At 65.1% G+C, this 11,741-nt stretch carries 12 protein-coding genes and 1 riboswitch; of the genes, 8 read left to right on the top strand and 4 right to left on the bottom strand.

Annotated features, from left to right (window positions below; translation table 11 throughout):
• Positions 1 to 42 precede the first annotated feature (42 nt).
• From N0B51_RS12785 to N0B51_RS12760, 6 genes are all read left to right on the top strand, one after another.
• Positions 43 to 1,848 (top strand): flavin-containing monooxygenase, encoded by a 1,806-nt coding sequence (locus N0B51_RS12785; RefSeq protein WP_259962844.1) that lies wholly within the window; start codon positions 43 to 45, stop codon positions 1,846 to 1,848.
• 28 nt (positions 1,849 to 1,876) lie between these two features.
• A riboswitch (TPP riboswitch) is annotated at positions 1,877 to 1,984 on the top strand.
• Positions 1,985 to 2,016: 32 nt separating this feature from the next.
• Positions 2,017 to 3,879 (top strand): phosphomethylpyrimidine synthase ThiC, encoded by a 1,863-nt coding sequence (thiC, locus tag N0B51_RS12780; RefSeq protein WP_259962842.1) that lies wholly within the window; start codon positions 2,017 to 2,019, stop codon positions 3,877 to 3,879.
• A 44-nt stretch (positions 3,880 to 3,923) separates the two neighbouring features.
• Positions 3,924 to 5,060 (top strand): hypothetical protein, encoded by a 1,137-nt coding sequence (locus N0B51_RS12775; protein ID WP_259962840.1) that lies wholly within the window; start codon positions 3,924 to 3,926, stop codon positions 5,058 to 5,060.
• Positions 5,061 to 5,621: 561 nt separating this feature from the next.
• Positions 5,622 to 6,191 carry a hypothetical protein gene (locus N0B51_RS12770; RefSeq protein ID WP_259962839.1) on the top strand — a complete coding sequence of 190 codons (570 nt, stop codon included), beginning with the start codon at positions 5,622 to 5,624 and terminating at the stop codon, positions 6,189 to 6,191.
• Positions 6,192 to 6,464: 273 nt separating this feature from the next.
• Positions 6,465 to 7,052: a hypothetical protein gene (locus N0B51_RS12765; protein ID WP_259962837.1), complete on the top strand. Its 588-nt coding sequence runs from the start codon at positions 6,465 to 6,467 to the stop codon at positions 7,050 to 7,052.
• Between the two features lie 196 nt (positions 7,053 to 7,248).
• Positions 7,249 to 8,118, top strand: a complete 870-nt coding sequence (locus N0B51_RS12760) for a sulfotransferase domain-containing protein (RefSeq protein ID WP_259962835.1) — start codon at positions 7,249 to 7,251, stop codon at positions 8,116 to 8,118.
• Between the two features lie 10 nt (positions 8,119 to 8,128).
• Here the strand turns inward: N0B51_RS12760 and N0B51_RS12755 are convergent, their stop codons facing one another.
• Together N0B51_RS12755 and N0B51_RS12750 are read right to left on the bottom strand one after the other, a co-directional pair.
• Positions 8,129 to 8,866 carry a SpoIIAA family protein gene (locus N0B51_RS12755; RefSeq protein WP_259962833.1) on the bottom strand — a complete coding sequence of 246 codons (738 nt, stop codon included), beginning with the start codon at positions 8,864 to 8,866 and terminating at the stop codon, positions 8,129 to 8,131.
• A gap of 67 nt (positions 8,867 to 8,933) precedes the next feature.
• A complete protein-coding gene (locus tag N0B51_RS12750; protein ID WP_259962831.1) occupies positions 8,934 to 9,662 on the bottom strand; it encodes a DUF2726 domain-containing protein in 729 nt (242 codons plus the stop codon).
• 185 nt (positions 9,663 to 9,847) lie between these two features.
• On the opposite strand from N0B51_RS12750, the gene N0B51_RS12745 reads away from it, so the two are divergent.
• Complete coding sequence (locus N0B51_RS12745; RefSeq protein ID WP_259962829.1) at positions 9,848 to 10,177, top strand: hypothetical protein; 330 nt, start codon at positions 9,848 to 9,850, stop codon at positions 10,175 to 10,177.
• On the opposite strand, the gene N0B51_RS12740 is transcribed toward N0B51_RS12745, so the two are convergent.
• Complete coding sequence (locus N0B51_RS12740; protein WP_259962828.1) at positions 10,174 to 10,635, bottom strand: YaiI/YqxD family protein; 462 nt, start codon at positions 10,633 to 10,635, stop codon at positions 10,174 to 10,176. The genes N0B51_RS12745 and N0B51_RS12740 overlap by 4 nt on opposite strands.
• A 44-nt stretch (positions 10,636 to 10,679) precedes the next feature.
• Positions 10,680 to 10,937 (bottom strand): hypothetical protein, encoded by a 258-nt coding sequence (locus tag N0B51_RS12735; protein WP_259962826.1) that lies wholly within the window; start codon positions 10,935 to 10,937, stop codon positions 10,680 to 10,682.
• Between the two features lie 209 nt (positions 10,938 to 11,146).
• On the opposite strand from N0B51_RS12735, the gene N0B51_RS12730 reads away from it, so the two are divergent.
• Positions 11,147 to 11,710, top strand: a complete 564-nt coding sequence (locus N0B51_RS12730) for a YbhB/YbcL family Raf kinase inhibitor-like protein (protein ID WP_259962825.1) — start codon at positions 11,147 to 11,149, stop codon at positions 11,708 to 11,710.
• The last annotated feature ends 31 nt before the right edge of the window (positions 11,711 to 11,741 follow it).

The following is an 11,741-nucleotide window of genomic DNA, read 5'->3' as shown; positions in this document are numbered from 1 at the left end:
GGTCACCATACCGCTATTGGCAAACCCGGGAGAGCCGAACCAATGTCCGAAACCGCCACCACGCCCGTGATCGACCGCGATGCCCTGCGCCGCAAGTATGCCGAAGAGCGCGACAAGCGCCTGCGCGCGGACGGTTCGGCACAATACCGCCGGCTCGAAAGCGAGTTCGCGGACCTCGCCGTCGATCCCTACACGCCGGTCGCCGAACGTGCACCGGTGACCGACCACGTGACCTTCGCGTTCGTCGGCGGGGGTTTCGCCGGCCTCGTCGTCGGCGCACGGCTGAAGGATGCGGGAATCGACGACTATCGCATCATCGAAAAGGGCGGCGATTTCGGCGGCACCTGGTACTGGAACCGCTATCCGGGCGCGCAGTGCGACACAGCGAGCATGATCTACATGCCGCTGCTCGAGGAAACCGGGCACATGCCGAGCGAGAAGTACGCGCACGCGCCCGAGATCCGCGAACACTGCGCGCGGATCGGGCGGCAGTACGGCCTCTATGACAAGGCGCTGTTCCACACGCAGGTCACCGACGTGAGGTGGGACGAGGCGAAGGCGGTCTGGGCGATCGAGACCGACCGCGGCGACCGCTTCACGGCGAAATACGTCGGGCTTGGTACCGGTCCGTTGCACGTCGCCAAGCTGCCCGGCCTGCCCGGTATCGAAACCTTCAGGGGCAAGGCGTTCCACACCAGCCGGTGGGACTACGCCTATACCGGCGGCAGCCCCGAGGGCGCGCCGATGGACGGATTGGCCGACAAGCGCGTGGCGATCATCGGCACCGGGGCGACGTCGGTGCAGGCCGTGCCCCACCTCGCGCGGGCGGCGAAGGAACTCCTCGTCTTCCAGCGCACCCCGTCCTCGGTCGACGAGCGGAACAATGCTCCGATCGACCCCGACTGGTTCGCAACCGTCGCCGGGCCGGGATGGCAGAAGGCGTGGCTGGAGAACTTCTGCGGCAACCTTGCCGGCGGCTTCGCAGCGGAAGACTGGGTGCAGGACGGGTGGACCGACCTCGGCAAGCGCATCCGCAAGGAAATCCTTGCGCTGCCGATGGACCAGCGCACCCCCGAGAATATTCTTGCCGCCTACGAGGACGCCGATCACGCGAAGATGGAGGAAATCCGCCAGCGCGCCGAGCGCGTGGTCGCCGATCCAGAGGCCGGGCAGAAGCTCAAGGCGTGGTACCGCCAGTTGTGCAAGCGCCCGTGCTTCCATGACGAGTACCTGCAGGCGTTCAACGAGCCGGGCGTTCGCCTGATCGATACCGACGGCCAGGGGGTCGAGCGGATCAGCGAGAACGGCGTCGTCGCCAATGGCGTTGAGTACCCGGTCGACTGCATCGTCTACGCCTCGGGATTCGAGGTCGGCAGCGAGTACACCTCGCGTGCCGGGTTCGAGGTGACGGGGAAGGGCGGGATCACCCTGTCGGACTACTGGGAAAAGGGGATGCGGACGCTCCACGGCATCCACATCCGCCATTTCCCCAACCTGTTCATGGTCCAGCCGACCCAGGCGGCGAACCTGATCGCCAACGTTCCGCACAACATCGTCGACCATGCCGACACGATCGCCGCGGTCGTCCGCGCGGCAGAGGACCGGGGCGCGGCGACCGTCGAACCGACCGCCGAGGCCGAGCAGGCCTGGGTCGACCTGATCGCCAGCGGCGCGGGACGCACGATCGGCAGCACCGAATGCACGCCCGGCTACTACAACAACGAAGGGCAGGGCTACGCCGACGCCAGCCGCTTCGCCGCGGGCCACCCGGCGGGCGCGATGGCCTATTTCATGCACATCGACGCCTGGCGCAGGTCCGGCGCGTTCGAAGGGCTGGCGTTCGGCTAGACAGCCCCTCGCCGCGCGCCTAAACCGGCTGCCATCCCCGGGGAGCGCGCCTGCGCTGAGAGGGGCGGATGGCACCGCCCGACCCGTCGAACCTGAACCCGTTAGCACGGGCGGAGGGAAGGGTGCTTGCCAGCGCCCCCCGTCCGCCCCGGAAGGAAACCCGAGCGCATGGCCGACATCAATTCCCAGTTCGACATCGGCGTCACCACCGGCCCGATCCGCGGCAGCCGCAAGATCCACGTCGGCCCGCTGAATGTCGCGATGCGCGAGATCGACCTCGAGCCGTCGAGCGGCGAGCCGCCTGTGCGCGTCTACGACACCAGCGGCCCCTACACCGACCCGCAAGCGCAGATCGACATCCGCGCCGGCCTGCCCAAGCTGCGCCGCGCGTGGCAACTCGCCCGAGGCGACGTCGAGGAATACGCCGCGCGGGAAGTGAAGCCGGAAGACAACGGCCAGCTCGGCCCCGACCGGTCAGGTGGGGTTCCGGCGTTTCCGAACGTCGCCAAGACAGTGCTGCGCGCCAGGCCCGGCGCGAACCTGTCGCAGATGCACTATGCCCGGCGCGGCATCATCACGCCCGAGATGGAATACGTGGCCGAGCGCGAGAACCTGGGCCGCGAGCGCCTGCGCCAGATGCCCGAAGGCAACAGCTGGGGCGCGGCGATCCCCGATTACGTGACCCCCGAATTCGTCCGCGACGAGGTCGCGCGCGGCCGCGCGATCATCCCCTCCAACGTCAACCACCCGGAAGCCGAGCCGATGGCGATCGGCCGCAACTTCCTGGTCAAGATCAACGCCAACATCGGCAACTCGGCCGTCGCATCGGACGTCGCGAGCGAGGTCGACAAGATGGTCTGGTCGATCCGCTGGGGCGCGGACACGGTGATGGACCTGTCGACGGGCCGGAACATCCACGACACCCGCGAATGGATCATCCGCAACAGCCCCGTCCCCATCGGCACCGTGCCGATCTACCAGGCGCTGGAGAAGGTCGGCGGCATTGCCGAGGACCTCACCTGGGAGATCTTCCGCGATACGCTGATCGAGCAGGCCGAACAGGGCGTCGACTACTTCACCATCCACGCCGGCGTGCGCCTGCCCTACGTGCCGATGACCGCCAAGCGCGTCACCGGCATCGTCAGCCGCGGCGGCTCGATCATGGCGAAATGGTGCCTCGCGCATCACAAGGAGAGCTTCCTCTACGAGCGCTTCGACGAGATCACCGAGATCATGAAGGCCTACGACATCGCCTATTCGCTGGGCGACGGCCTGCGCCCCGGCTCGATCGCCGACGCCAACGACGAGGCGCAGTTCGCCGAGCTCTACACGCTGGGCGAGCTGACGAAGCGGGCGTGGGAGCAGGACGTACAGGTGATGATCGAAGGCCCCGGCCACGTGCCGATGCACAAGATCAAGGAGAACATGGACAAGCAGCTCGCCGCCTGCGGCGAGGCGCCGTTCTACACCCTCGGCCCGCTCGTGACCGACATCGCGCCCGGCTACGATCACATCACCAGCGGCATCGGCGCGGCGATGATCGGGTGGTTCGGCACCGCGATGCTCTGCTACGTCACGCCCAAGGAACACCTCGGCCTGCCCGACCGCGACGACGTGAAGGTGGGCGTGGTGACCTACAAGCTCGCCGCCCACGCCGCCGACCTCGCCAAGGGCCACCCGGCCGCCAAGCTCCGCGACGACGCATTGAGCCGCGCCCGCTTCGAATTCCGCTGGCGCGACCAGTTCAACCTCAGCCTCGACCCCGACACCGCCGAACAATACCACGACCAGACCCTCCCCGCAGAAGGCGCCAAGACCGCCCACTTCTGCTCGATGTGCGGGCCGAAGTTCTGCTCGATGAAGATCACGCAGGAGGTGCGCGACTTCGCGGCGAAGCAGAACTCGGAGAGCTATCTGGCGGCAACCGCTCCGGTGGCGGATGCGGAGGCCGGGATGGACGAGATGAGCCGCGTCTACGAGGAAACAGGGCGGGAGCTGTACATCGGACAGGGAGACAGGCAACACGATTAACGAGCCCTCGACTTCCGCATCATAGCCGCGCACAGCGATCAACAATGGCGGGATGGACTTTTGATCGATTCTTCTCATTGCTGAGAACGACAACGCAAAGTGATGAACTGGAGGACGATGTGAGCGAGAAGATTAACCAAGTTGACGACGTTTTCGGCGTTAACCGTGATCTCCCGCTTAACTACGTTTTCCGAGCCGATGTCGACGGTAAGCTGTTGGACTGTCTCAGTCGCAACCAGCACATTGTGATTTACGGAAGTTCGAAGCAGGGGAAAACTTCGCTCCGGAAAAGCTGCCTTCAGGATGACGACTATATAGTTGTGTCCTGCCAGAATCGGTGGACGCTTACGCAGCTAAACTCGGCAATTTTGAAACGTGCTGGGTTCAAGGTCGAGCTTTCTGAATCGAAGACGACGACCGGCGAGCACAAAATCATTCTCGAATTCGAGGGTGAAGGTGGGCTTCCTTTCCTCGCTAAAGCTAAAGGAAAGACTGGGTTTGAGGGGGCTCAATCCACAGAAGGCTCGATCGAATACGCAGCGCTAGAAATCGATCCTGCCGACACTAATGACGTTATCGCAGCTTTAGAGTCAGTAAATTTCAAAAAATTTATTGTTTTGGAGGACTTCCATTATCTTCCTGAAGAAACGCAAAGAGACTTTTCTTTTTCTTTAAAGGCTTTTCACGAAGATTCCAAATTTACCTTCATCATCGTGGGCGTCTGGAGGGAGGAAAACCGTCTTATAGCGTTCAACGGTGATCTCACCGATCGAGTGATATCTGTTGACGTTGACCGATGGTCTCCCGAGCATCTTAGAGAAGTGATCAAGGCGGGAGAGCCGCTGCTAAATGTTACGTTTGACGACGCGTTTCGGGAGCAACTAATCGAGCGGGCTTTCGAAAGCGTACATATTGTCCAAGAGGCGTGCCGGAAGACCCTGAGAACAGAAAATGTTTTTCACACGCAAGATCAGCACAAGATAGTTGCCGCGAGGGCAAATGTCCAAAATGTGGTCGCTGACGTCGTTGCGGAGCACCAAGGTCGGTATTCTGGAGATGCCGAAGTGGGTGATATATGCTCTGCTTTCTTGTCCCGTCGAAAAACTCGAATCCGGACTCCGTCTTCGTCAGATATCAAGAATTATCAAGTCGTCCCACCCGAATGGAAACGGCCTGAATAATGGAAACATCACGCAGATTTTGACAGTCGCGAGCTCCCTGCAAAACAAGAAAAATATCCGACCTTTGGTTATTGACTATGATGGGACAAATAAGAACTTGCACGTGGTCGACAAAGGATTTCTAATCTGGCTAGGAAGTCAAGATCGGACGGCACTATTGGATGACTTGGGGTTGCCAAAGCCCTATAGTGATGATTCTGAGCCAGAATTTTGGGACTTGACCGATTAGTCTAAGCCAGTCGGCATTGATTGCGATGAGGGCGGCTTTCGCCCCAACCGCACCCACTCCCGGTCCAGCGCCTGCAGATACCGCGAGCGTGCAGGTGGCCTTTGGCCGTCTCCGCCTTCGGCTCCGACTCCCTCCTTGCGGAACGGCGACGCGCTGCCGATGCTGGCGGCGTCGAAGGGCTTGCCGGTGTGCGCCAGCACCGTTGCATCGGGCTTCAGCGCGTGATCGCAGCTCGTTGTTTCGACGCCCTAGCGCGCTCGCCTGTGCGGTCAGACGCGCGATCTACCAAAACCATTTTCCTACACGCCCCCACATGTGCCTTAAGCTGCTGGATGAGCAGCACGCATCCCGCAGCCGTGCGGCTGGTTCCGGCCGCCGCGTCCTCGACCGGTCTTGCCGATGCGCCTTCGCTTCCCGCGCGCCCTCGCGACAGCGATTGCGATCCGTTGCCTCCGCCCGAGGACGGCCCGGCGCGGTGGAGCCGGGCGAAGCAGGTCGCCTTTCTCCAGCACCTTGCCGCCAGTCACTCGGTCGCCGCGGCGGCGCGCAGCGTGGGGATGAGCCGCCAGTCGGCCTATCGCCTGCGCGCGCGGCTGAAGGGCCAGCCGTTCGACCAGGCGTGGGCGGCCGCGTTCGACTGCGCGTTCAACGCGCTCGCCCACGCGGCGATGGAGCGGGCGATCCACGGGGTCGAGCAGCCCTATTTCCATAATGGCGAGCTGGTCCACGTCGGCCGCCGCTATGACGAACGGCTGACGCTGGGCCTCTTGCGGATGCGCGCCGATATGCTCCCGCTCGAACTCGGCGACCCGGTGAGCGATGCGTCGGCCTATGCGCCGGGCGACTTTCCCGCGCTGATCGACCGGGTCGCGCGGGGGACCGAGCGCTGGGGCGACGCGTGATGCGCGGCGGGCGGGGCGCGCACGATGTGTCACCCGGTCCGCGTGGGGGAAAGCCTGCAAAAGCAATGGCTTGCCGGAATGCCATGGGTGACACCCTGTCACCTCTTGCGGCGAAATGCCTTTCGCTGACCGGCCGCCCGGGCCGTTGTCGCAAGCGATGCAACCGGCACGAGGGAATACGCCGATGCAGGCCCGGTTCAATTCCGGTTGCTTCGGAGCCGAGCGGCCCCAGTTGACGCACGCGGCAAGAGCGGAGACACCTCGGGGCTGACGATGGAGTACCTCATATTCTTCGCGGTGGTGCTGGGCGTGAACCTGATGCCCGCGTTCGGCCCGCCGACGTGGTCGATCATCGCGCTCTACACGCTGAACGGCGAGATGGAGACGCCGCTGCTGGTCCTCACCGGGGCGCTGGCGGCGGCGCTCGGCCGCTATGCGCTTGCGCACGCCACGCGGCACCTCGGCACGCGGTGGCTCTCGGCGGAAACGCAGGCGAACCTCGCCGCCGCCCGGGAAGCGCTCGAACGCCGCAAGCGCAACACCGTGCTCGGCCTTGGCCTGTTCGCGCTGTCGCCGGTGCCCTCGGCCCAGCTGTTCGAAGCGGCCGGGCTGGCTTGCGTGCGGCTGCTGCCGTTCACCGCGGCGTTCTTTGCGGGCCGGCTCGTGTCGTACTCGATCTATGCGTTCACCGCGGAGCAGATCAGCGCGACCAGCCTTGGCGAGACCTTCCGCGAGGAAATGACCAGCCCCCTCGGGATCGCGCTGCAGGTCGCCATGATCGCACTGCTCGTGGTGCTCGCCCGGGTCGACTGGGCACGCCGGCTCGGCCTGAATACGCGCCGCGGCGAAAGCGAGGGGTAGGCAAGCGCCTTGGCGAGACTTGGCGAGAGGGCCGGGTTGTCGTAACCGAACGCAGGGTCGTCCGGTCCGGTCGCGTCATGCGACGAGCGGGAGAACCCTATCCGTGCCCCAATCAGAACAACCTCGGCTGGTCAGGCCCGCGACCCGCCACGTCCGCTCGCGGGTATTCGACAGCAGCGCGTGGGACGATTTTCCCATGCGTGCGGACGATATCGTCATCAGCACCTATCCCAAGTGCGGGACGACCTGGACCCAGCGGATCGTCGGAATGCTGGTGTTCGGTAGCGCCGCGCCCTTTCCGGTGCAGGACAGTTCGCCATGGCCCGATTTCCGCGCGCCGCCGCCCGGAGCGATGCGCGCGCTCGCCGAAAGCCAGGAGCACCGCCGGTTCCTCAAGTCGCACCTGCCGTTCGATGCGCTGCCCAAGTACGAGGGGGTGAAGTACATCCACGTAGCGCGCGACGGGCGCGACGCGGCGATGAGCTTCTTCAACCACAAGTCGCATTACACGCCGGGCGTGATTGCCCGGTGGAAGGAGATCAGCGCCTCCGATCCCAAGTTCGGCGACGACGGGTTCGACTATTCCCCCCAGGACCCGGTCGCGCACTTTGCGGGGTGGGTCGACGGCCCGGAAGACGACCAGGGCGATCCTGGGGCCGGCTATTTCGTGATGGAGAACAGCTTCTGGGAAGCGCGCCACGATCCCGACGTGCTGCTCGTCCACTACAACGACATGAAGGCGGATCTCGCAGGCGAGATGCGGCGGATCGCCGAATTTATCGAGATCGATGTCCCCGAGGAACTCTGGCCGGAACTCGTCGCCGCGGCCGACTTCGCGGCGATGAAGGCGGCGTCCGCGCAATTGATGCCGAGCGCGGGCGAAGTCTGGAAGGGTGGCGGCGCGACCTTCATCAACAAGGGCACGAACGGGCGCTGGCAGGGTGTGTGCCGGCAGGAGGACCTCGCCCGTTACGAGGCGAAGGTGGCCGAGCGGTTCTCGCCCGAGCTGGCAGCGTGGTGCGAACACGGCCGGCTCGTCGCGGGGGACCCGCGCCAGACGCCTTGAGTTTCCCGGGCTACCGCTTGATCCAGTCCTTCGCCGCGTCGAGTTCCGCCAGCGGGAACGTCCTGACTGCGCAGGGCATGATCGGCGCGAACAGGCGCGTCGCCTTCACGATCCAGCCGATGTCGCTGACCAGCGCCACCCGGCTGAACGCGTCCCAATGGCGGAAACCGAGTTTCGCGTCCTCCCACGCTGCGCCCCCGGTATAGGTGGCGAATGCGCCGTCGAGCACGATCAGGCACTTGAGCTTTTCGTGATCCTGCAGGCGCGCCTCGATCAGCGGTACCAGCGTCTCGCGATAATCGTCGGCCGTGATCACCCCGATTGCGCGCAACGCGACCACGTCGCGCGGCAAGCCGCCGATCTCCTCGAACCGGCCCGGGTCGTCCTTTTCCGCGCGCGCCCAGGCCCGCGCGTCCTCGAACTTTGCCGCGGGAAAATGCCGGATGCGCGCGGCGACGAAATGGTCGGCAATCTCGGGGGCGAGCGCAAGCAACGGCGAATCGCCGACGATCGCCACCTTCCGCACGATCTTCCCATGGGTCTTCACGAAGTGAAAGTGACGCGACAGCGCGCCAAGGCTGTCCCAATGCGGCAGCCGATCCACCCGGATGACCAGGTTCGGCACAATGTCCGTTTCGTTGATCTGCGTATCGATGGCCTTCGCCAGCGCCGCGAAATCGTCTTCAGTCAGTGCGCCTTCGGGCCGCAGCACGACCACCTCGGGGTGGGTCAGGTCGATGTCGATCACCGGCGGTCTCCTTGATGGGGAATGCGCTTGTGATAGACCTGTCGTTCGTGCCGGTCCTTGCGCCAGATCAAACCTGCACCACCGGACCGCACGGGGCGGGGACGGCTTTCGTCGGGGTGGTCGGCTCTGGCGGGACGGCCGGGGGGACCAGCCGCTCCACAAGTCGCTTCAGTTCCGCCGGAGTGGTGTGGCCCGCGACGACCTCGTGGTATCCAATGCCCGCCTTGCGCAAGGCTTCCTTCTTGACCGCATCACGCGCGGCGGCGGCGCCGCCTTCGAGATGGTGACCGGTGCCCTGGTATTCGATCGCATGGCGAACGCGGCATCTTTCGTCCATCAGCGCGAAATCGACGCGCTTCGAATTGACTGCGAAGTAGGCCTCGCCGTCCTCGCTCGAAAGGAATTCGCCCAGCGAGACTTGCGCCATCACCTGCCAGGCGGGATTGCGTCCGATGACGGCAGCGTCGAGCGTCTTGAAGACGTTTGCTTCCGGTCGGTTGAGCAGTGCGCGGGCCTTGAACGATGCGGCCATCACGATGCGAAGCTGGTCGCTCGCATCAAGCGATGTCTTGCTGTTCGACTTTCCCGCCAGCAGAAACTTGGCGGTCCTTGCATAATCGTTTTGCCCGCCGCGGCTTCGCTTGGCGGCGTTGCGGCCCGCCCAGTAGGCCCGGCGCGCGGCACGCTTCTGTCCTTCGACAAGTCGCTCGATTCCGATGCCGATCACTCCGCCGACGAACAGTACGCAGAGCAGAAGGACCGGCTTGTCGATCAGGAAGAAGAGATCTTCTGTCATTCGATGATCCGTGTTCAACGCCAATTATTCGCCTTTATCTGAAACACGGAGAGCTTAATGAAAGACTACATAACGTGAAATACTTCGCCCTCGCTTTCAGCCGTGATCTGAGGTGGCGGCAAGGCCCGTCGACTCTGGCGCTTGTTTCGGGCACTCTTGAACGTGCAAAGATGCGGGAGAAGCGAATGCCGGACACCGCGCCCAATGCGATGCTCGACGATCGCCGCGAGCGGCGGCGCTTGCCCATGATCGGGCTGTGCCTTTCTGCGCTCTATGTCGTGGGGCTGGTCATCTACCTGTTCGTGCAGGGCCAGAACCCGGCGGACCTGCGGCTAAACGAGCTTGGCGATTTCCTCGGCGGGGTGGCGAGCCCGCTGGCGTTTCTCTGGTTGGTGCTCGGCTTCTTTCAGCAGAGCCGGGAAATCCGCCTGTCCTCGCGCGCGCTGCACCTGCAGGCGAGCGAGCTGCGCGCGAGCCGCGAGCGGCGCGAGGCTGGTGATGCCACGTCCGGCTAGCGCCGGGCGAGGGAAACCATCACGCGATCGAGCGCCTGGAGAAATCGCGCGCGGTCGGCTCTCGTAAACGGGGGTGGGCCGCCGCCGGGCCCGTCCATTCCCGCCCGCATATCCGCCATGATCGCGCGGGTGGCGATTGCGCCGCCGATGCTTGCGGAATCGAACGGTTTGCCGGCATGCGACAGGACGTGCGCCCCCGCCTTGAGACAGCGTTCGGCAAGGAGGATGTCGCCCGTCACCACGACGCTGCGCGGGCCGGAGTGATCGGCAATCCAGTCGTCCGCGGCGTCGAAGGCGTCCGACACGACGACGCGCCGGATCCGGTCATCGATCGGAATGCGGAAGGCGCTGTTGCTGACGACGCGGACCTGCGCGCCGTAGCGCGCCGCCACACAGTAGATCTCGTCCTTGACCGGGCAAGCGTCGGCATCGACCAGGATCGTCAGGGGTTCCGTCATAGACGACACCCTAGCACGGCCGCGCGGCCGGGCGATGGTGTTGCTCAGGGATCCTCGCTCGGTGCGTTGACGTTTTGCTGGCCTTCGACGTCGTCTTCGCCGAGCTGGCCATAGCCGTGATAGGCCGCGCCGGTCTGCCCGCCGTGATAGTCGCCGTCGGCGTGCCTCGGCCGGGCCGGGCCGCCGCCACCAGCGCCGCGCCGGTCGCGTGGGATCAGGCCGTCGGTTTCGCCATTGGCATCGCGCTGGCCCTTGTGCTCTCCATTCCCGGGCATGGCTTGGGTTGCTTTCGTATCCGGCATCGCGGGTTCTCCTGCAGTTGACGCCGGTCGCGGACGGCAAGGTGGCTCGCCGCTCCGCACGGCGTCTCTGATGAACAAGCGACGGGCGTGCAGCGCCGTTCCCGAAACCCGCTGACCTGCCTGAAACGGCGGCGACGTGCCCTTGCGCTGCCGCCGCCGGAACGGCAGGGGGCGCTGGACATTCCCTTTCCGACAGGAGACCTCGCGCGATGCTCGAACACGTACCCGCCTTCCTCGGCCGCCTGCTGCACAACGTCCGCGCCGGACACGGCAAGCTCGCGGTCGCCAGGCTCGGCAGCGAGGCGGTCATGGGCGCGGGCGGGTTCGCGCTGTCGAGCGCGGCCTTCATGGATGGCGGCGTGCTCGACCCGATGTTTACCGCCGACGAGGAGGACGCCTGCTGCCCGCCGCTCGCGTGGACCGCGCCGCCGCCGGGCACGAAGGCACTGGCGCTCGTGGTCGAGGATCCCGACGCACCGACGCCCGAACCGTTCGTCCACCTGCTCGGCTGGGGCATGGAACCTGCCGCAGGCGAGCTTTACGAGGGTGACGATCCCCCGATGCTCGGCCTGAATTCGTACCAGCAAGCCGGCTGGCTGCCGCCCGATCCGCCGAGCGGTCACGGCAGCCACGATTACGTGTTCCAGATCTTCGCGCTGGATGCGCCGCTCGACCTTGCGCCGGGCAAGGGCCGCGGCGCGCTGATCGAAGCGATAGAGGGGCACGTGATCGGCGCCGCCGTCGTCACGGGAACCTACGCGCGCGGCGGATAGCCGGGAACCATCTGGAATCGCGGGGGATTCG

It is taken from the genome of Tsuneonella litorea (genome assembly GCF_025154015.1).
Taxonomy (GTDB): domain Bacteria; phylum Pseudomonadota; class Alphaproteobacteria; order Sphingomonadales; family Sphingomonadaceae; genus Tsuneonella; species Tsuneonella litorea.
The sequence above is the reverse complement of the archived record's forward strand: the minus strand, read 5'-3'. Positions and strand labels throughout refer to the sequence as shown.